At 63.9% G+C, this 20,931-nt stretch carries 15 protein-coding genes and 2 pseudogenes; 1 reads left to right on the top strand and 16 read right to left on the bottom strand.

What is annotated here, in order from left to right; all coding sequences use genetic code 11:
* Nucleotides 1-4 precede the first annotated feature (4 nt).
* From nifE to NKJ15_RS14695, 16 genes and pseudogenes are all read right to left on the bottom strand, one after another.
* Nucleotides 5-1,495 carry a nitrogenase iron-molybdenum cofactor biosynthesis protein NifE gene (gene nifE / locus NKJ15_RS14615; protein WP_352815909.1) on the bottom strand — a complete coding sequence of 497 codons (1,491 nt, stop codon included), beginning with the start codon at nucleotides 1,493-1,495 and terminating at the stop codon, nucleotides 5-7.
* 57 nt (nucleotides 1,496-1,552) lie between these two features.
* Nucleotides 1,553-3,094, bottom strand: a complete 1,542-nt coding sequence (gene nifK / locus NKJ15_RS14620; RefSeq protein ID WP_352815911.1) for a nitrogenase molybdenum-iron protein subunit beta — start codon at nucleotides 3,092-3,094, stop codon at nucleotides 1,553-1,555.
* 126 nt (nucleotides 3,095-3,220) lie between these two features.
* A complete protein-coding gene (nifD, locus tag NKJ15_RS14625; protein WP_352815913.1) occupies nucleotides 3,221-4,723 on the bottom strand; it encodes a nitrogenase molybdenum-iron protein alpha chain in 1,503 nt (500 codons plus the stop codon).
* A 94-nt stretch (nucleotides 4,724-4,817) separates the two neighbouring features.
* Nucleotides 4,818-5,711, bottom strand: a complete 894-nt coding sequence (nifH, locus tag NKJ15_RS14630; protein ID WP_023801970.1) for a nitrogenase iron protein — start codon at nucleotides 5,709-5,711, stop codon at nucleotides 4,818-4,820.
* 480 nt (nucleotides 5,712-6,191) lie between these two features.
* Nucleotides 6,192-7,448, bottom strand: a complete 1,257-nt coding sequence (locus NKJ15_RS14635; protein WP_352815915.1) for a type II toxin-antitoxin system HipA family toxin — start codon at nucleotides 7,446-7,448, stop codon at nucleotides 6,192-6,194.
* Nucleotides 7,423-7,752 (bottom strand): helix-turn-helix domain-containing protein, encoded by a 330-nt coding sequence (locus tag NKJ15_RS14640; RefSeq protein ID WP_352615419.1) that lies wholly within the window; start codon nucleotides 7,750-7,752, stop codon nucleotides 7,423-7,425. The genes NKJ15_RS14635 and NKJ15_RS14640 overlap by 26 nt, the downstream gene beginning before the upstream one ends.
* A gap of 488 nt (nucleotides 7,753-8,240) precedes the next feature.
* Nucleotides 8,241-8,432: pseudogene (locus NKJ15_RS14645) on the bottom strand (hypothetical protein); the annotation flags it as partial.
* 315 nt (nucleotides 8,433-8,747) lie between these two features.
* Nucleotides 8,748-9,794, bottom strand: coding sequence for a type 2 isopentenyl-diphosphate Delta-isomerase (fni, locus tag NKJ15_RS14655; RefSeq protein ID WP_352815917.1), 1,047 nt, complete (start codon nucleotides 9,792-9,794; stop codon nucleotides 8,748-8,750).
* 85 nt (nucleotides 9,795-9,879) lie between these two features.
* Nucleotides 9,880-10,782 (bottom strand): terpene synthase family protein, encoded by a 903-nt coding sequence (locus tag NKJ15_RS14660; RefSeq protein ID WP_352815919.1) that lies wholly within the window; start codon nucleotides 10,780-10,782, stop codon nucleotides 9,880-9,882.
* Nucleotides 10,779-12,329, bottom strand: a complete 1,551-nt coding sequence (locus NKJ15_RS14665) for a hypothetical protein (protein ID WP_352815921.1) — start codon at nucleotides 12,327-12,329, stop codon at nucleotides 10,779-10,781. Before NKJ15_RS14665 ends, NKJ15_RS14660 begins: the two co-directional genes overlap by 4 nt.
* A 144-nt stretch (nucleotides 12,330-12,473) precedes the next feature.
* The gene (locus NKJ15_RS14670; RefSeq protein ID WP_352816022.1) at nucleotides 12,474-13,472 is read right to left on the bottom strand and encodes a polyprenyl synthetase family protein; all 999 of its coding nucleotides are present in this window, start codon (nucleotides 13,470-13,472) and stop codon (nucleotides 12,474-12,476) included.
* A 157-nt stretch (nucleotides 13,473-13,629) separates the two neighbouring features.
* Entirely contained in the window at nucleotides 13,630-14,973 is a 1,344-nt protein-coding gene (locus tag NKJ15_RS14675; RefSeq protein ID WP_352815923.1) for a cytochrome P450, read from the bottom strand.
* Nucleotides 14,973-15,815: an SDR family oxidoreductase gene (locus NKJ15_RS14680; protein ID WP_352816024.1), complete on the bottom strand. Its 843-nt coding sequence runs from the start codon at nucleotides 15,813-15,815 to the stop codon at nucleotides 14,973-14,975. The genes NKJ15_RS14675 and NKJ15_RS14680 overlap by 1 nt, the downstream gene beginning before the upstream one ends.
* Before the next feature lie 168 nt (nucleotides 15,816-15,983).
* Nucleotides 15,984-16,127, bottom strand: a pseudogene (locus tag NKJ15_RS14685) (ferredoxin); the annotation flags it as partial.
* A complete protein-coding gene (locus NKJ15_RS14690) occupies nucleotides 16,111-17,403 on the bottom strand; it encodes a cytochrome P450 (protein WP_352815925.1) in 1,293 nt (430 codons plus the stop codon). The gene NKJ15_RS14690 and the pseudogene NKJ15_RS14685, both read right to left, overlap by 17 nt.
* 91 nt (nucleotides 17,404-17,494) lie before the next feature.
* Nucleotides 17,495-18,697 carry a cytochrome P450 gene (locus NKJ15_RS14695; RefSeq protein WP_352815927.1) on the bottom strand — a complete coding sequence of 401 codons (1,203 nt, stop codon included), beginning with the start codon at nucleotides 18,695-18,697 and terminating at the stop codon, nucleotides 17,495-17,497.
* A gap of 1,644 nt (nucleotides 18,698-20,341) precedes the next feature.
* Between NKJ15_RS14695 and NKJ15_RS14700 the strand changes: the two genes are divergently transcribed.
* Entirely contained in the window at nucleotides 20,342-20,875 is a 534-nt protein-coding gene (locus tag NKJ15_RS14700; protein ID WP_352466644.1) for a peroxiredoxin, read from the top strand.
* Nucleotides 20,876-20,931: the final 56 nt, after the last annotated feature.

Below are 20,931 nucleotides of genomic sequence, written 5' to 3' on the forward strand. Positions count from 1 at the left end.
TTCCTCAACACTCGCCGAAATCGTAGGCCGTCGTGCCGGCGAATTCCTGGACAGCATGCAAGGTCGCGGTCTCGCTTTTCGTGCGCGGCAGTTCCTCCCTCACCGCAGGCTGGCAATCCCATGGTGCCGGCTCCCGCACCTGGCGCCAGATCGGGTTATGAATGGCGAGGTCGATCTGGCGTACGAGTTCCACCATGCCGTCATAGCCGGCGTAAGGGTGTTGGCGCTCCTGGTTGATATCGAGCCAGGGTGTCTTGGCCTTCAGCGCGATGAACTGCGTGCGCCCGCCCGACAGCATGATATCCGCCTTGTGTTCTGAGAGCATCGCGTAAAGCTCGCGCGCTGCCATCTGCTCGAATATGTGGTTGTCGTCCTTGAGTATCTGCTTGATGCGCTCCTTGTCTTCGACCGTCGACTTCTTGACCGAGGTGCCGACGATCTCGATGCCGATCTCCATCAGCGCATGAACGACGGACCAGGACTTCACACCGCCGGTGTTGAGCAGCACGCGCTTGCCTTCGAGCCTCGGCCGGTAGGCCGTGAGCTTCTTCCAAGCGATCGCCTCTTCCTTGGCAATCAATAACTCGGTGCGGCCGAGGATCTTCGGATCGGCACCCTTCTTCACGAGCAGCTGAGATATCTGTCGGAGCGCTTCCGAGGTGTCGGTGATGCCGTAGAAGGAGCCCTCGAAAAACGGGATGCCCCAGCGCTGCTCCATCTTGCGGGCGAGATTGATGAGCGCGGTCGAGCACACCATCATAGCCGCCCGGGCGCGGTGGGCGCAGGCAATGTCGAAGTAACGCGCGTCACCCGGGATGCAAGCGCGCACCCGGATGCCGAGCCGATCCAGCAGCGGCTTCACCAGCCAGAATTCGCCTGAGAGGTTGAATTCGCCAAGGATGTTGATGTCGTAAGGGCCGGCATCGTCTGGCTCGGCCGTGCCGATGACATGCTCGAGCAAAGCCTCGCCGGCAAGCTTGTTGCCGAGATTCTTGGAGCCGACGAAGCCCGGCGCATTGACCGGCACCACCGGTAGGCCGAACTTTTCCGCCGCACGCCTGCAGACGGCCTCGATGTCGTCGCCGATCAGCGCCGTCACGCAGGTCGGATAGACGAAGATCGCCGGCGGCCCATACGCTTCCTTGATCTCGCGGATCGCTTTGAAAAGCTTCCGCTCGCCCTGCCCCATCACCACGTCGAGTTCAGTGAGGTCGGTCGTGAAGCTCGTGCGCCACAGCGTTGGCCCGGACGAAGCCGCACCGCGGTTGTCCCAGGAATTACCCTCGCAGGCGAGGGGCGCATGGATCAAATGCGCAACGTCGGTGATCGGCTGCAGCACGATTTTGGCGCCATCAAAGGCACAGCCGCCGGCCGCCGCCCCGGGGGTTAGTGGCTTCGAACAGCCCTTTTTGCGCGCCTTGGCATCCTTGCCGCGGTTCTCCTCGCAGGCAGGCTCGTTAAAGGCATCCTGGATTTTGGCTCTGAGCAAGAACATTGCGTCGGTCTCCAAAGTCCCTCGGGAAGAAGACCGGCCAAAAGCCGGCCGCCACTCTTAGCGGGTGAGGTCATACGAATAGTCGGTCACGCCCGTCTCGCTTGTCTCCCGATCGAGCTTGTCAAAGATCTTGTCGAGGATCGTCGTCAGTACGCGCAACCCGCCTTGGTAGCCCATGAGCGCAAAGCGATGGTGATGGTGGCGGTCGAAGATCGGAAACGCCAGCCGGATCAGCGGCGTGCCGGTGTCGCGCTCCAGATACTTGCCATAGGAGTTGCCGATCAGCAGGTCCACCGGCTCGGTGAAGAGCAGCGAGCGCATCGCCCAGAGGTCCTTGCCCGCCCAGACTTGAGCATCCTTGCCGAAGGGCGAGGATGCAAGCAGTTCCTTCAACTCCGCTTCCCAGGCCGAGGTGCCATTGGTGGCGAGGCAATGGGTCGGCTCGCCGCCCGTCTCCATGATGAAGCGGGCCATGGCGTAGACAAAGTCTGGATCGCCGTAGATGGCGTATTTCTTACCGTGCAGCCAGGATTGGCTGTCCGCCATGGCGTCAACAAGTCGGCCGCGCTCCAGGCGGATTGACTCGGGGATTTGCTTGCCGGAAATCGCGGAGACCTCCATCAGGAAGTCGTCGGTCGCCTGGACTCCGAGCGGGTAACGGAACGAGGCAGTCGCCTGCCCTACCCCCTCGCAATACTCCAGTGTTTTTCGGGTATTGTAATGCTGTAGCGAAAGTGTCGCCTCGGCGTTGAGTGCCTTCCTCACGTCTTCGATCTTCGTGCCGCCGTCGTACATGCGGTATTCGCCGTCCGACGGCGTGTCGAACTGGTCAGAGGCGTCTTGGATGAAGGTATAGGACACGCCTATCAGATCGAGCAGGCGCTTGAGTTCCCGGTTGTTGCCCACGCAAAAGCCGTCGAAACCCGGAATGATGTTGATGGTTCCCTCGGCTTCCGTGCGCTCCTCGCCTTTCCAGAAGTGCTCCAAAATGCCCTTGACCGTTACGTCATAGCCGTCGACATGACTACCGACGAAGGCCGGCGTGTGGGCGAAGGGCACGTCGAAGTCGCGCGGGACCGAGCCTTCGTCCTTGGCGTTCTCGATGAAGCTGTGCAGGTCGTCGCCAATGACCTCGGCCATACAAGTGGTCGAGACGGCGATCATCTTCGGGTCGTAGAGTTGGTACGTGTTGGCGAGCCCGTCAACCATGTTCTTCAGGCCACCGAACACTGCCGCGTCCTCGGTCATCGAGGAGGAAACTGCCGAAGCAGGCTCCTTGAAATGGCGCGACAGGTGCGAGCGGTAATAGGCCACGCAGCCCTGGCTGCCGTGGACGAAGGACATGGTTCGCTCGAAGCCCGCGGCCGCGAACACCGCGCCAAGCGGCTGGCAGGCCTTGGCGGGATTCACGACAAGCGCTTCGCGAGCAAGGTTCTTTTCGCGGTATTCCCACGTCTTGGTGAATTCGCGTTGGTCGGTAACGATCTGGTCCGGGTGAGGACATTCGAAATTCAGCCTCTTCTCGGCGAGCATCTGCCTGTATTCCGGCTCGCGGAACAGGGGCGCGTGGTCGAGAACTTTTTCAGCCGACTGCGGCATGGGTGGTTACCTCTTTCCATCTGGCCCGCCATACGGCGGCACAGGGACGTCGAAACGTTTCAGGTCTCCCGCGGACAAAGGGCCACAGGCGTTCAACGGCCTCCCGGCTTCCAGGAGGCCAGGTTTTCATTCGGCTGCGATCGCCGCCGACGGCTCGGCTTTTTTCTTCCAGGGGGCGTCGTAGAGGTTCCAGACCGGGTTGTTGATGGCCAGATCCATGTCGCGGGCGAAGATGGCGAAGCCGTCGTAGCCGTGATACGGGCCGGAATAATCCCAGGAATGCATTTGACGGAACGGTATGCCCATCTTCTGGACCGGGTACTTTTCTTTAATGCCGGAGCCAACGAGATCAGGACGGATCCCCTCGATGAACTTCTCCAGCTCGTAACCAGTCACGTCGTCATAGATCAGCGTGCCCTTCTTCACGTAATGGCCGGTACGCTGATAGTCGTCGTTATGGCCAAATTCATAGCCAGTGCCGACGATCACCATGCCCAGATCCTCATATGCCGTGACGACGTGACGGGGGCGCAGCCCGCCGACATAGAGCATCACCGTCCTGCCTTCGAGGCGCGGCCGGTACTTCGCGATGACGGCATCGACCAACGGCCGGTATTTGGCGATGACCGCCTCGGCCTTGGCCTCGATTTCCGGCCCGAAATGCTTGGCTATCTTGCGCAGAGAGGCTTCGGTCTGGGAGGGGCCGAAGAAATTGTACTCCATCCAGGCGATGCCATATTTTTCCTCCATATGCCGGCAGATGTAGTTCATCGACCTGTAGCAATGGATGAGATTGAGCTTGGCCTTCGGCGCGCGCTCTATTTCGGCCAGCGTAGCGTCGCCCGACCAGTTGCCGACCACGCGCAGGCCCATCTCCTCGAGCAGAATGCGCGAAGCCCAGGCGTCGCCGCCGATATTGTAGTCGCCGATCACATTGACATCGTACGGGCCGGCCTCGAACTCGACGTCCTTCTTCTCGAACACCCAGTCGCGGATCGCGTCGTTGGCGATGTGGTGGCCGAGCGATTGCGAGACGCCGCGGAAGCCCTCGCAGCGTACCGGCACAATCGTCTTTTCGTGCTCCTTGGCCTTGTTGCGGGACACCGCTTCGGTGTCGTCGCCAATCAGGCCGATCGGGCATTCGGATTGCACACTCATGCCCTTGTTCAGCGGAAACAGTTCCTCGATCTCGTCGATGATCCGTTCCAGCTTCTTGTCGCCACCAAAAACAATGTCCTTCTCCTGGAAATCGGAGGTGAACTGCATTGTGACGAACGTGTCGATGCCGGTCGTGCCGACGTAGTAGTTGCGGCGTTGCGACCAGGAATATTGCCCGCAGCCGACCGGGCCGTGCGAGATATGAACCATATCCTTGACTGGACCCCACACCACGCCTTTCGAGCCGGCATAGGCGCAGCCGCGAATCGTCATCACCCCGGGGATGGACTTGATGTTCGATTTGACCTCGCATTCGGAAAGGACCTCGCTTTTCTCGCCAGCCTCGTCGCCGCTCTTTGCGACGCTGAGGTGCTTTCTTCGGCGCTTCGCCGCCTTGTCAGGATATTGCGACAGCACCTCCTCGATAAGCTTCGCATGGAGGGCGCCGTCATTCTCGTATTCCAGGCTCATGGGACCCCTTTCAAGGTTCAGGGTGACGCCTCACCGACGAGGCGCCGTTCTTTGAAAGGCGCGCCAGGTCAGGCCGCGCCCTCAGTAGCGATCGTTACTGTGCGGCCGCCTTCGCCGCTTCCTTGACCTGAAGCTCGGCAAGCATCTGCTCGTCGGTCTTCATGATGCCGAAGTCGAGCAGCATGTCTTCGAGCTCCTCCATGGTGATCGGGGTCGGGATGGTGCCTTGGCCCGAATTGGCATGGATCTTCTCGGCCAGCGCCCTGTATTCCCCGGCCTGCTTGGAGTCCGGCGCATACTGGATCACAGACATCTTCCTGAGCTCGGCGTGCTGGACGATATTGTCGCGCGGCACGAAGTGGATGAGCTTGGAATTGAGCCTGGAGGCCAGCGCTTCGGCGAGGTCGAGCTCGCGGTCGGTTTGGCGCTCGTTGCAGATCAGGCCGCCGAGCCGCACGCCACCCGAATGGGCGTATTTCAGGATGCCCTTGGCGATGTTGTTGGCGGCATAGAGCGCCATCATCTCGCCGGACATGACGATATAGATTTCCTGGGCCTTGTTCTCGCGGATCGGCATCGCGAAACCGCCGCACACCACATCCCCGAGCACGTCGTAGGAGACATAGTCGACATCGTCGTAGGCACCGTTCTCCTCGAGGAAGTTGATCGAGGTGATCACGCCGCGGCCGGCGCAGCCGACACCCGGCTCAGGGCCGCCCGACTCCACGCATTTGATGCCTTTGTAGCCCACCTTGAGCACGTCCGCGAGTTCCAGGTCTTCCACCGAACCTTCCTCTGCCGCGAGGTGCAGGACTGTATCCTGCGCCTTCGCGTTCAGGATCAGGCGGGTGGAGTCGGCTTTGGGGTCGCAGCCGACGATGAGGATTCTCTGCCCGAGGTCGACAAGGGCGGCGAGCGTATTTTGGGAGGTGGTGGACTTGCCGATGCCGCCCTTGCCGTAAAAGGCGATCTGACGCAAACCTGACATGTAGCTTTCCTTCCTTCGTTCCATTCATCGCGGCTGCCGCGACATGAATGCCGGTCGGGCAGCTGTCGCCGCCTCGCACCCAAGGATCTCAAGACTCGTGCCAATTTGGCTGATCGAACCGAAGAATAATTTCATGGTTGCTTTTCAGGGATTTAGCTTGAGGCCAAAGAAAGGATCGTCGGAACAAGCCGTGTAGCGGACCCGACAATGGCGACACAAAGCGTCGGATCGCGATCCTCAGTCACCGCATTCGTTCGAACCGCATCGTTGAGGTGGGCGAACAGCATCTCGACCCTCTTGCATAATTGCGGGATACTGCGAACTCTACTGTTCCGGCGAGCTGACGTGCTTGGTCTCGCGTGTCCTCATCGACACTGCGCGGAATCTTGCGCGCCACGCTGGGATACCATCGATCCACGGCCATCCATCCGGGGCCACGGGCGATAATTCCGCCATATCACCAACCCAAGGGGACTCGGCTCACTTATCGGCGCAGGAGTTCAGTATCGGCGTCATCGCCTTCACATGTTCGTCGATCCGCTCGATCACTTTCGCCGCGACAACGTCGCGCTCAGGCAGATGCCACCAGTGCTCGTTGACGAGTTCGACGGTCTCGACCACTGCCTTCAGGACTGCCGGCTCCGGAAGCCTTCCACGGTTCGCAAATGCTTTCCATCGCGGTGCTGCTAGCGCCTTGAACGAGCGCTCCCCTCCAAGCGAAAGCGCCATGGCGTCGGCGGGAATATATGGCACGGTCGACAGAACGTCGTAGATTGGTGCAAGCACCGGCTTGTCGCCGTTACCGGGATAAATCAAAGACCAGTTCTTCAGGTGCATGTCGCCATTGCCGGTGATGACCGTCAGCACCAGGCGGCGGACGAATTCGAGAGCCGCCGTAGGCGAGACGGCCACGCCAAGGGCCACGGCTATGTCGTGATAAGCGGCCCCCTCATATTTGCGCGAGGGATAGACACCGAAGACCTGAGCGAAATCCTCGATGTGTATCCTCTCGCCATCGGCGCCGCGATCGAAGCGTTTGACGAGAAGTACCTTGCCCTCCGACAGCGTGTTGAATTCTTCGGGAACGCCCTCAAAATCGGACTTCTCGACCAGTTCGCATTCAGGAACCTCCATGCCGATTGCTGCAGCCAGCGCCAGGTTGGCGAATTCGTTCTCGGAAACGCCCGGAAAGGCCGTCGAAGGGAACTTGGCGATGTACCGGCCCTGCTCGTCGTCTATCGGCAAGGTCAGGCCGACGCCTTTTCCAGTGTTCTTCATGACCGACAGCTTCATCTGCACGCCGGCAAGTGAGAACCGTGCCTTGGGCTTATCCTTTGAAGCATCCTGCGAAACCGCTATCGCGCCGTCACTGGGCAACGCCCGTACGGCTCCCGGCAGATCGGCGCCCAGCGCCGCTAAAAGATCGAAATCATTGCCTGGCCGCACATTGCCTTCGTGGTGCTTTTCCATCGCCTCGCGCAATTTCTCCTCCGGCAGGAGGTTCGCGAAGAAAGCGGGCAAGGCGCCCGCCAGAGGCTTCGGATCTTTCCGCAATCCTCCCGTCGCTGCCCGGAACGACAGGCTGAAAACCGGAAAGCCGCCCGTCGCGCGGTAGGCCTCATCGAAGTTGAATGCATTGAAATCGCCCGGCGTCCTAACGATTGTGCCGACCTTCAGTGCGTTCAAGAGCACGTCCAGCGACGGGATTGTCTTAGCTGCGCGAAAAACTGGAGCCATGATCGTCATCGTCAGGTTGAGGAACAAAGGCGGGTCGATCGTCATCATCATTCGGACGCAATAGAGCCTGGACAGCCGGCACCATGACTTGCGGAACCATCATCATTTCCAGACCGAGTGCGCGAGCGATATTCATGAGCGTCGTCGCACGCGCCGCTGCGGCTCCCTTTTCGATGTCGCGATAGCGGGGACGGGATATACCCGCCAAATCAGCGACCTGCTCCTGCGTCATGGCAGCGGCCAGCCTCGCCTGCCTGAAAAGCCGACCGATTTCGCGCAGAATTTCCGATTCAGAGTCCGTCATGATACCTATACGATCTATTCCAATGCGCGATGATACGCAAAGGTATCTCATTCCAGCGAGCAAGTCAAAATCTATGATCTGTTCGCGTATCATATATGGAGATAATGATATGCAAACAGATCAATCCTTCATTGAGGATCTCCGAGCCTTTAGCGCGGCACAGCGAATGGCGTTCCTCCAAGAACAGCTGCTACGGCCACCGCCCACCGGGGTTCTACCGAATGGGCCCGGTGCGTACGTTCGCTGCGAAAACGGCCAACTGAAAGAACATAGCGAACGGCTATTTTGGCCTCGGCGCCGATGCGCCCGACGGTGGCCCTATAAACGCGAAAGAGAGGAGCGATTTCAGCTGCCGGACGGCCTTCATTAACATGCCGATGATTTCGGAGCGCTGATAGGGCTTTAGTTTCGGACGGCGTCCATCCTTTCGCCCGCGTTCGCGGGCTGCCTGTAACCGGGGCTCCGTGGGCATTCTACAATAATACCCGCTAAGGGAATTCGAAATTGTTTGGATTGAGGCGGTTAGCGCGGATCGGCCTGAAGCGTTCGAGGGGTCGGTCAATTTCGTTCCAGAGATAGTCTCCGGTGAGTGCGATATGAGCCCAAGGAAGCGGTGCGACCTGGGAGAGCAAATCGGCGGGAATATCGATGCCCTGGCTGCGGACATAATCGACAGCGCGGCTGAGATAGACGCAAAGCCGCGTAGGCTATTGGAGGCCCGTCCAGTTCTGGCTGTCGGAAAGGCGCCCGCAGCCGGTTGCGAAGTTCGCCCTTGATCTCCGCCGCCCGGACCTGCACGAGCATATGCGCACCGTGAAGTGACCAGCGCATCTGCTGCTTCTTGACCATACGTTTCCCGACGACTGAGTTCACCGCCGACTCGGCGAGAGTGGTGGCGACGGCGAAGCCCAGCCCGGTAGCGCTTTCCATAGGTAACGCGACTTTCGGACTCAGTAAGACTAGGCGCCCGCCGCCACGTGCGGGCGACGCCGGCATCAACCGGCGGGCAGATGCGCCGAGGGCAACAAGCGCGCCTGACGCAACGCCGCCAGATCAGCCGAGCCGGTGCAGAAGCAGGCGACGGCCAACTGGCGGATAACGATCTCGAAATGCGCGACAACCGCCTCGGTGGATACCGTAGCCGCGCGCAGCACGCCGGCCGCCTGCCCGGCGATGTCCGCGCCCAGGCGGATGGCCTTGGCCACGTCGACGCCGTCGCTGATCCCGCCAGACGCGATCAGCTTCACCGCTGGCAGCGCCCGACGTACCGCCTGCACGCTGGCCGGGGTCGGAATCCCCCAATCGGCGAACGCCATCGCCACTGCGCGGTCGGCGGCATCGCGGGCGCGCTCGCCCTCCACCGCGGCCCAACTGGTGCCGCCGGCGCCGGCGACATCGATCACCGCCACGCCCGCCTCGACGAGCGCACAGGCCACCGAGGCGGACAGGCCCGAGCCCACTTCCTTGGCCACGATCGGCACGCCCACGCTGCGCGCGGCGCGAGCGATCTGCGCCAGGACGCCGCGCCAGTCGCGGTCGCCCTCCGGCTGTACCGCTTCCTGCAGCGGATTGAGATGGACGATGAGTCCATCGGCCTCTAGTGCATCCACCGCCCGGCGCGCGAGGTCCAGGCCGTCGGCCTCGCGCAGTTGCGCGGCGCCGATATTGGCCAGCAAGGGAACGTCTGGGGCCAGGCGGCGCAGCGCGCGCGTCAGCCCCTGGGAGTTGCGGGATTGCAGGCTCACGCGCTGCGAACCGACGCACATGGCGATCCCCAAGGCTTGCGCTGCCTCGCTCAGATGGCGGTTAATGGCCTCGGCGCGTGGCATACCGCCGGTCATGGAGCTGATCAGCAGCGGCGCGCGCATGATCTTGCCCAGCAGCGAGGCGCTGAGGTTGATCTGCGTCAGGTCCAACTCGGGCAATGCGCAGTGTTCGAAACGGATGTACTCCCAGCCGGCGGCCTTGGCCGGCGCCGTTCGCCGCTTGAGCACGATGTCCAGGTGGTCGTCCTTGCGCCGGCTCAAGTTGGTGTCGCCCATGCTCGCTCCTTCCGCCGCATCGGGCGACGGCGTTGCGTCGGGTCGGACCGACGGCAGCGCGCGCACGCCGCCGCCTCCCCCGCGTTCAGGCCGGCGCACGCTGGCCTCCGCCCGCAGCGTCGCTGCGGTAGCGGCTGGTTGAGGTCTGGTAGTAGTGCGCGCGGATGGCCAACATGGCCTCGATCAACGATCCCCACGGCGCGGGAAAGCGTTCTTCCGCCATCACCCGGTGCAGCATGCGCGTATGGCCGGCCAGCTCGTCGTTGAGGAACTCCAGCACAGGCATAGCCGGATAGAGCTGCAGCAGCAGGATCGCCGCGTTGTCGGCCTCGCCGGCCGATCTATCCTTTTCGCGTCCATGCAGATCGTTCTGCAAGCGCCCTATCGCGGAGATGAGCCGCAGGATCTGGCGAAACGCCGGACCCGCGCGCAAGGTCGCCATGTCCAGTCCCCACAGCAACGACAGGCAACAGAACACGTTCGTGTAGGCGATCGAATCGATGCCGTTGTGCAGGTACTCGGCGTAGGACCAGCGTTCCGCCCCTGCCGCCTGCGCGTGTCCGGCGCGCAGCGCCGCGCAGTAGCACCGGGTATCGTCGAGAAGCTGAGCATAGTCGCGACGATCGTAGGCGAGCGCGGCCAGCGAAGCGCGCAGCACAGCGCAGCCCTCGAATCCGGGGAGCGCGCACGGCCCGCCCTGCCCCAGCGCCTGCTCCACCGCGGCGAGCTGCTCCGGCGCGATCAGGCCAAGGTCGTTGCAATCGTCGAGCCAGAACAGCAGCGCCAGTTCGCGATAGAACGCCATGATGAGCGTTTCGTCCTGCGGATCGCGGCCGGTGCGGGCGCTGGTGTCGCGCAGGCTCGGGTGGATGCGCTGCAGGATGTACTGGCCGCCCCTGACTGCTTCCACGGCATGCTCGTCGGCGAACCCGGTCAGGGAACGCCCCCACTCCAGCACCTGCTGCAGCGCGCGTTCGGTCTGGATCATGGCGCCGCTCCTGCTCTCTCGGCCAGGACGCGCCGCCCCCAACGAAGCGCCAGCCACAACCCGGCGAGTTCGGCCACGCGCACCACCCGGGTGGGGCAATACAGTTCCTTGCCGATCCACAGCGGCGTCTGCGGCAATGCATGCGCCGCACGGCGGGCGAGCATCCACTCCAGCGCACGCGCCACCGCCTGCCCGATGCGCCGGCGCCCTGTCGGCTCTTCGCTCCCGTCCATCGCGTGCAACGCGAACAGCGCATAGGCGGTTTCCTCGAATGTGGACGCGCGACCGGCGCCCCAGCCGCCGTCGTCGCGCTGCGCCTGCATGAGCGCCGCCAGCGCGCGCTCGTCGCGCCACTGGGGCTTGCCTTGGGCCAGCGCAGCGACCGCATGCGCGGTGGGATACAGCCACGAAATGTGCCATTTTTCGTTGTCCCATAGACCATGCGGGTTGCGATTGGCCTCGACGTAGGCGCTGGTGCCGGCGGCCGGCTTTCCCAACATTCGCAACGCATGCAGGGCATGGATATTGGTCGAGACCGAGGCATTGCGCTCGCCGGGGAAGGTGACGAACAGCTCGCCGATTTCGAAATGGCGCAACGCATCGACCGCCGGGTCGCGGCCTGCAAGGCGCAGGACGCACATCGCAACGGCGGTATCGTCCGCATCGGCCGCGAAGTGCAAGGCCGGGCCCAGACCGCGCACGCCCAGGCGGGCGTCGAGTTGCGCGACGATCACTTGCACCGCCTCGGCGAGCGCGGGATGCGCGAACAGACCGGCCAGATGCAGGGTGTACAGCGACCAGCATGGCTCGAATACATTGATCGGCCAGACGTTGGGAAAGACACCTTCGATGCCGCTGCGCGTCGCCCGCGATGCCGCCTGTAGATACGCGTCGGCGCGCCCGACCTGCGGCGTGCTTCCCTGTGTCACGGCGTGCGCACGCCACGCGGCGGTGGCCGCCGGACTGATGCCGATGCTGCCGTCGTCATCCGGGCATGCGGTGGTCGGCGACGTCCCCCAGGCTTCCCAGGAGTGCAGCAACGGATGGCCGCTCGGCAACGGCGCCACCGCCCGCAGCTTGACCAGGCACGCTTGCCGCAACGGCAACAGCGCCGGGTGGCGCGGAAACGCCACCCCGCCCAGCAAGGATGCGGCCTCGCCGCACAACTGCGGCAGGATCAGCTCCGCGCCGATCGGCGCGTCTTCCGGCACCGCATGCGCGTAGGGATCGGGCTGGCGCTCGAGGAACCGGGTTGCAGCCTGGACTGCGTCGGCAGCGCCGGGAAGAGGATCGGCACGCTGCAATGCCAGCAACGCCGCCCACGTGGGCGCATGGCGGAACAGCGGGAAGTCCGCGCTTCCCCATCCGCCATCGGCCTGTTGCTGCGCGATCAGCCACGCGTATGCGTCCTGCCGACCGGTGACGTTGCCGTGGAACTGCAGAGCTCGCGCCGTGTCGTAGACGGACGGACCGACGCTGCCGCCGTCGCTCATCTCGCTCAGCAGGTGGCGCAATTCGGAAAGGATCTGTTCGGACAGCGCGTTCACGCGGGATGTTCCTTCTGCAGACGGTTGACGAGAACTAGGATCGGGCAGACGCCGCGCACGTAGCCGCCGGTTCGGACACAGTGCAGGTGCACCGCCCGCCGGCCGATCGCAGCAGCACAGGGGCGAGTCCATGCGGACGCGCGCTCATGCGCATGGCGCGTGCTTGAACAGATACCCGTTGGCCCGCTGCAGTATCTGCGCCAACCGTTCCGCACGCGACCCCAGCGGGGCAATGGCTTCCCCGGCGTCGCGCAACAAATCCAGCGCGAACTGGCGCGCTGCCTGCAGCCCCATGATCGACGCGCAGGTCGGCTTCTGCGCCGCCGCGTCCTTGCCGGGGGTCTTGCCCAGCGTGGCGGTATCCGCTGTCGCGTCGAGAATGTCGTCGATCACCTGCAACGCCAGGCCGAAACAGGCGGTGTACCGATCGAGCGCACAGTACAGCGCAGCGTGCGCGGCATCCTCCGCGATGGAGCATAGCGCGCCCATGCGAACGGACGCGCGCACTAGCGCTCCGCTCTTCATCCGGTGCATCGCCACGATCCTGTCCAGCTCGGCGTGCTTTCCGACCAGCGACAGATCCATGGCCTGCCCGCCTGCGGCACCCTCGGCGGACACGGCCTGCGCCAGTTCGCGCACGAGCGCGATACGGTTGTCGCCCGGCGCATCCAGGCTCGCCAGGGTCAGGAAGGCGTGCGCCTGCAGCGCATCGCCGACCAGGATCGCAGTGGCTTCGCCGAACTTGACGTGCACGGTCGGAAGGCCGCGGCGAAGCACGTCGTCGTCCATCGCGGGCAGGTCGTCGTGGACCAGGGTACAGGCGTGCATCATCTCGATGGCGGCGCCGACGTCGTCGAGCATGTGCGCCGGCGTGTCGGCCAGCGCGCCGGCAGCCAGACAGAGCAAGGCGCGGGTGCGCTTCCCGCCATGCAAGGTGGCGTAGCGCATCGCCGCCATCAGCTCGGTCTCACCGTCGTCTTCGGCGCAGAGAAGACGCGCCAGCGCCTGTTCGACCCGCTTTGCGCCGTCCTGCATCCAGATCTCCGGCAGCAGCCTGCCGGATGCGCCGCGCGCCTGCGCGCCCAATCCGCCGAGCGCGGAAACGCCAGTTCGGTCGTCGTGTAGCGTGGAACCGGTCTGCATGTTTTTCATGTCCTTGTACCTGACACGAGATGGCCACGGCGAGCGCCAAGCCGCCGCGGTGTTGCCGGCGTCGCATCGAACGCGTGCGCTGAGTGCAGCAATGCCGAGCCTCGCCGGCGCCGCCGCTGCCTCGCCACACGGGGCATGCGATGCCAGCTCATGAGAAGCCTATGCGGATTGCCATGGACGGATGTGCGGTCGGGTAATAGCGCCGGCCTTTTTCGACGCCGCTCAGCAACCGCGGCCGCACCCCGGCCTTGTGCATGATCAGCGCCAACGCGATGCAGAACTGCACCATTTCCAGCCATACCAGGTGGTAGCCGATGCAGACGTGTGGGCCGGTACCGAACTGCAGCATGTCCACCGGCCGGATCGGCTCCGTGCGTTGCAGCCACCGCGCCAAGCGGAACTGATCAGGCGCCTCGTGCAGCAGCGCCGAGGTCGAGAAATGCAGCAGCGGGATGCACAGATGGGTGCCCGCGGGGATGCGCCGTTGGCCGAGTTGCAATCCCTGCAGCGCGCGACGCGGCAGGAGCGTGGTCGCCGGATGCAGGCGCAGCGTCTCGCGGAACAGCGCCTCGGCGACCGGACACTGCGCCAGGTCCGCGTGCCGGGTCGGCACCGCGCCCACGCGTTGCGCCTCCTCGACCAGGGCGTCCCACAGCACAGGCTGCCGCGCCAGCTCGATCACCATCCAGGCCATCGTCGAGGCAGTGGTGTCGTGACCGGCAAGCAGCAGCAAGCGGATATTGGCGACCAGGACGTCATCGGAAAGCGCATCGTCGCTGCGGTCGAAGGCGCTCACCATGTCGTTGATCAACCCGGTGCGCGCGGCATGCGCGCGCGCGTCGCGGACGAACTGGCGCAACTGCGCGTCGATCCAGTCGCGGGCGGCGCGGCCTCGCCGCAAGGGCAGTCCGGGCAGGTCGACCGGGGGCGCGACGATCAACTGCAGCAGTTGCCGGTATTTGCGTTGCCATCCCGGCAGGTCCTGCGCGGGGATTCCCATGAGGCTGAAGATGAGCTTGAGCATCAGGTCGCCGGTTTCGCGCAGGATGGTTACCTCGCCGCGGGCGCGCCATGCCTGCACCCGCGCCCGGATGACGGGCGCGAACAGGTCGCCGATCCCGGCCTGGGTCAGCCCCTTGGGCAAGAACGCTGCCTTGATGGCATCGCGCGCCTGCCGGTGCGCGCCGCCGTCCAGGGCAACCAACGTTCCGCCAAGCAATTCGGGCGCGATCTCTTCGATCAGCGCCGAGGACACGTCCTTGTGCTTGAGCAGTGAGAACGCGTCCGGATCCACACAGGTCATCAGATGTCCGGCAGGGCCGAAATCCAGCCAGAAGTGGCTGCCCAGCGACCGTTCTGCGCGCTGCAGCAGGCGCGGCAGGTCGCAGACAATGGCGGGAAGATGCCCGACCAGGGGGAAAGCGCCAGGCATGACCGGGATGTCGCATCGCAGCCGGTGCCGACGGTTGAGTGGGTTGAGCAGCATGTCCATCAGCAGCGCGCCGCCGCCGCCGATTCGGTGTCGCCGGCAGGGCGCGCGGCGCGGCTGTTGCCACCGTCGGCGTATGTCGGCACATGCGCCAGCATGCCGCCGTCGATGCACACGACCTGGCCGGTGATGAACGCAGCATCGTCGGAGAGCAGGAACGCCACGAGCGCGGCCACGTCCTCGGGGCGGCCGACGCGCTGCAGGAGCTGGTGCCGGCGCAGATGCCGTTGCATGCACTCGTCCAGCTTGGCGAGGAGACGCTCGGTCATGACGAGACCCGGCGCAACGGCGTTACAGCGGATCTGCGCATGACCGTATTGGGTGGCGAGCGAAGCCGAGAGCATGTTCATCGCCGCCTTCGACGCGGCGTAGGACGTCTGCGCGGTATCACCGCTGAGCCCCTGGCACGACGACATGTTGACGATCGCGCCACCGCCGCGGGCGATCATCCGTGGAATGGCCTGCCGGCAGCAGAGCAGCGTGCCGCGCAGATTGGTCGCCATGGTCTGGTCCCAGACTGCCAGGTCCAGGTCGAGGATCGCGCGGTCGCGCGGGGTCAGATGCATGGCGCTCGCATTGTTCACCAGCAGGTCGACCCCCCCGAAGTGCCGCTCCGCCGTCTCGAACAGCGCTGCCACCGCCTGCTCATCGGCGATATCCATGGCTATGGGCAGCGCGTGGCCTGCTTCGGCCGCGATCTGCGCGGTGCAGGCGATGGCCGCCGAGCCATCAATGTCGGCCACCACCACTCTGCCGCCCCCGCGCGCGATGGCGAGAGCGCATGCCTTGCCGATGCCGGCCCCGGCGCCGGTCACCACGGCCACCTTGCCTTCAAACCGTCCCATCGTGTCTCCTGAATTGCATTGGTCTTTCGCGGCATGCCGCTCGGCCTCCGCCGGAGAAGGCGCAGGGTCGGCGCTGGCGCGCTCGTCATGGCCAGCGTCGCTTTCGATGACCCGAATGGCGGCGACCGGGCACTGGTTGGCCGCAAGCCGCACGGCGGCGTGCAGCGCCTGCGGGACCGTCGCCACGCACACTTCGGCCACGCCGTCCGGTTCGCGCTGGCGAAAGGTGCCCGGCAGCGTCAGCACGCACTGCCCGGTAGTTCCGCACAGATCCTGATCGACCAGGACGCGCATCTCAGCCCTCCTGCCCATGCAGCCGCACCGGCAGCGCGCGGAACGTCCTAAGGAACGCGGAGGGCTCCCGGGTCGGCTGCTCGGCCAATGCCAGCGTGGGGAAGCGCGCCTGGATCCGCGGCAGGCTCTCGGCCAACTGCACTCGGGCCAGTTGCGCACCCAGGCAGAAGTGGATGCCGTGGCCGAAGGTCAGCATGATCTTCCCGTCGATCGACATGCCAGGACTCGTGCCGTAGAACCGCACGGGATCAAAGCGGTCGGGATCGGCGAAGGCGTCGGGGTCGCGATTGCCGGCCGCGATCAGCACGCGCACGTCCGCGTTCTTCGGGATCACCACGCCGCCCAGTTCGATGTCGCGCTGGGCGATACGCGGAATGGAGCTGAACATGGCGGGAGCGTCGTAGCGCAGGGCTTCTTCGACGAATGCCTTCACCCCCACGGCATCTCCCTTCAGCCAGTGCCGCTGTTCGGGATACGCCAGCATCGTCAGGACCGCATGGCCGATGGCCGCGGCAGTGGTGGCGAAGCCGCCCAGCAGCATGCCCCAGAGCATGCTGATCAATTCCGCATCCGACAGCATCTCGGCATCGTCGTCGTGTGCGCCGACCAGCATTGACACGATGTCGTGGCGGGAATCGGTGCGCTTGCGCTGTATGAGGTCGCCGAAGTAGGCCTGCACCCTGGCGCTGGCCGCGTCCCCCGCAGCGAGTTGGGGATCGCTGGCGTGCGGGCTCAGGCCTTCCAGAATGGCGCTGATGCCGGTGACGAGCCCGAGAATGTCGTCCGGGGGCATGCCGAACAGTTCGCCGAAAACCAGCATGGGCAAGGCCAGCGCGAATTCCCGATGCAGGTCCACCGCCTCCCCGCGCTCCAGCGCGGGCGCCATGCCGTCCAGGCGCGCTGCGACGATGCGCGCGATGCTCGGCCGCAGGTTGTCGATCTGGCGCATGGTGAAATCGCGCGAGATCAGCCGGCGCAGACGCGTATGCGTCGGTGGATCCTTCATCGCTAGCGTGGACGCCAGCAGATTGAGTGACAGGCTGGTCGCCGCACGCGGGAAGAAATAGCGCGCCAGTTCGCCCGGCGCCGGTCCCCGAAAAGCATCGCCCGTGGCCTTGAGCGCCCAGTAGATGTCGGCGTGGCGGCTCAACAGAAAGAGGCCCGACGCCGCGCGATGTACCGGATCGTGCTCGCGCAACCACCGCATGAATGGGTACGGGTCCTGAATGCACGCTGGCGACGCCAGTTCGGCGAAGGCGTCCGGGCATGCTGCCGTGGCTTCTTGCACGTCCATCTTGGTCACCTGTTGGCTAGCTGATCTGATCGGCGCGCGGCAGGCGCGCCGGCAATTCGGAGAACATCGCGTTCCTGGTGGCGTCCGCGCATCACCAGAGCACCGGGAACTCCTCGAACCCGCCAGTGATGATCTCCTTGCGCAACTTCAGTTCTTCGGGCGCCACGGCCAGGCGCAGCGCGGGAAAGCGCTGGAAGATCGAACCGAACACCGCCTTGAGTTCCAGCCTGGCCAGCGCCAAGCCGATGCAGTTGTGCGGCCCGTAGGAGAACGCCAGGTGCGGGTTTTCGTCGCGTCCGATGTCGAAGATTTCCGGGTCGTCGAAATGGCGCGCATCGAACGACGTCGCCGGCAGGCCGACAAGCACCTTGCTCTCCGCAGGAATATCCACGCCCGCGATGGTCACGTCGGTCCTCGGATAGCGCATGATTCCGTCCCAGCCGGCGCCCGGCGGGTACATGCGCAGGATTTCCTCCACCGCCTTGTCCACCAGGGATGGATCGCCCACCAGGCGTTCGCGCTGTTGCGGATGGCGGAACATGGCCAGCAGGCCGAATTCGATCTGCGCCACGGTGCTCTCGTGCCCCGCCACCAGCATGCCCGCCGCCAGGCCGATCGCCTCTTCCTCGGTCGCCTTGCCCTGGTCGACCGCCGCGAGCAGATCCGTCAGCACGTTGTCGCCCGGATCCTGGCGCTTGTCCCGCATCTTGCCGCGAATGTAGGCGCGCAGTTCTTCCCAGGCCAAGCGCGACGCGCTTCGCGGGCCGCTTTCATGCTGGTGCGTCATCACCTCGTCGGACAGCCCGGCGAAAAAGGCGTGATCCTCGTAAAGCACGCCCATCAGCGCGCCAATGACCATGGCCGGAAGCGGAAAGGAGAGGTGGCGCCGCAGATCGGCGGGCTGGGGCTGGGCCGCCAGCGTCTCGAACAACTGCGCGGCGATCGCCTCAACCTGCTGCGCGAGCAGCTTCACCCTGCCGTTGCTGAAGGCCGGCGCCACGATAGTGCGTAACCGGGCATGCTCGCCCCCCTCGTGCGAGACCAGCCACCCCGGCGAACCGAGCATCACCGAATCCGGCGTGAATGCCGCCGGCGGCATTCCGGAGGGCCGGAACGCCGCGTCGGACAGCACCGCCTTGGCTTCGTCGTAGCCTGTCACCCACCAGCCTTCGTGCCCGGACGGGAAGCGCACGCGGTGGATCGGACCGTTGGCGCGTAGCGCCAGCATCTCGGGCGAGGGCTCGATGTGATCGACGCGCCACATCGGCAGCGTCGGCAAGGATTGTTCGGACATGGTGGCACTTCACTCTATAGCGATGGAAGGGCGGAAGGTGACCGGCGGGCGCTGCGGCAACGAAGACCTAAGACGGCATGTAGACGGCGTCGTCCGAAGGCAGACCGATTATTCAAGATCGGCTAACGCGTAATTGTCTAGGCACATCGCGCGGCGAGATGCAGAACGTTATCCTGCACCTTCGAGGTCAGGATAAAGTCGGTGTGGTGGGCCTTTGACTCGCCGCCGGCCAAGATTTCCTGCGCAAGGGTCGACAAGGGCGGCGCGCTTTTTGGTAGGGGCGGTTTCGCCGAGGGCCCCCTGCCCATAGACGCTATCCGACGCGGATTTGACATTTTGCTTTTCTTTCTTCGTTCCATTCGTGTCATCCACGAAATGAAAGTCGGTCGGCGGCTCCCGGCCCGCAACGAAGGTGCTTCAAATCTCGTGCCAATTTGGCCGCAGCAGAAAAAAATTGTGGCAGCTTCTCAGCGGCCTAGCCTGAGGCCAGAGAAGAGCTAGGCGAAATAGGCCGGTGTCGCGGGCCAACAAAGGCGACGGAACGGTGTCGGACAGAACGCCTCGGGCGACCATTAGGTCGGGCTTGCGACATTCTGGTCCAGTTTCGAACATAAGAGGGCGGCAAACAGACACGATTGGGAATTCGATCCTCACGGCGCCAGGGCGCCTGCCCAAGAGCGCGCGCTCATGTTGCTGCGACAGGCGCGTGTTCGCGATAGCCGGGCCTGCGCACCCATGAACGCTAGCGGCACACGCTACGCAATGACTGGAGTGCCCGCCAGCCTCAGGTAGTGCATCGGCTCCGCTTCCGGTTCTTCTTTGCCCAGCCGGGGCTGAAGCGCCGAATATCCGCACGATACAGCATCGTTGTTGCCTGTGTGACGAGGCGGTATAGCGCGCGCCCGATCTTCTAAGACACGGCCTCCGAGAAGAAGGGGGCGGTCCAACAGCACCTCTATTTGAAATGGCACGCCGCTTGCTGCTCCTGGTTAGAGCCCATCAAATCACGATGAAAGCGACTTGCGCCATGCCTGACAGACGAAGCTCTAGACAGTGGCCTGAGGAGACGATGCCCGTTCCCGCTGAACATCGGGACATCGTCTCCTCCGGAAGGCCGTTCTCGGTGGCCGCTTTGCGCATGGCTGGTCCGATGCCGGCACGCCAACACGGGCCGCTCGCGCAAATGCCGTTTACCGGTTCTGTTCAGCATGTGAGTGCCCAAGAGCCCCGTCAAAGGGTCACCCAAGCCAAGGCCGGCGGGTCACTGCCACATATCGACAACACGCTGAACCAGTCCAGTGACCCGAGTCTGCGTGAAGTGACATTTCAGGCCCCCACATGCTTGCGATATTGGCTACTTCCGGCCGCTATCCCTTTTCCAAACGCACGATCGCGAGTGACCGATCCCGCTTCCGGCGCCATAGCCGTGGGAACCAAGCGGCTCGACGGCCTCCAGCTCGCTCAGATCGATGGCGTTCGGGTGGCGAAGACCAGCAGCCAAGACGTTCCCATACAGCGGGATGGAAAAAGGAGGTTGCGAGCCGCGAGGTCCTCATTTCGTGCCCGGCATACGAGCCTTTGCTCGGTATTGCGCCAGCCCCAGCCGAAATCCAGCGCGCCAGTTTTTTCTTGAGGAGCAAATTGATGACCGTTCAAAAGAAGGTTCCCTTCGTCACCTTTCTCACGCGAGTTCGCGATGAGTCAGTCCAGGGGCCAAATCCATATCGCTGGGAAGAAAAGACATCTGACGACTACTTTGCCGGCAAGCGCGTGATCCTGTTCTCGCTGCCTGGCGCTTTCACTCCGACCTGCTCGACCTACCAACTGCCCAATTTCGAAGAGCTCTATGATGAGTTTGAGAAGGAGGGAATTGACGCGATTTACTGCGTCTCCGTCAACGATGCCTTCGTCATGAATGCGTGGGGGAAGTCCTTGGGCCTGCAGAAGGTCGAGCTCATCCCCGATGGCTCAGGCGAGTTCACACGCAAAATGGGCATGCTGGTCGCCAAGGACAATCTCGGCTTCGGGATGCGCTCCTGGCGCTACGCCGCCCTGATCAACAATGGCGTGGTGGAGCAGTGGTTCGAGGAGGAAGGTTTCTCCGACAACTGCGAGGCCGACCCCTATGGCGTCTCATCCCCGCAAAACGTTCTCGAAACGCTGAAGGCCGCCGCATGACCTAGAAAACGTCTCACTCGTGCCATTACCCACCCCAAGAGGCTCATCGATAGGAT

It is taken from the genome of Mesorhizobium sp. M0207 (genome assembly GCF_040321995.1).
Classification (GTDB): Bacteria; Pseudomonadota; Alphaproteobacteria; order Rhizobiales; family Rhizobiaceae; genus Mesorhizobium.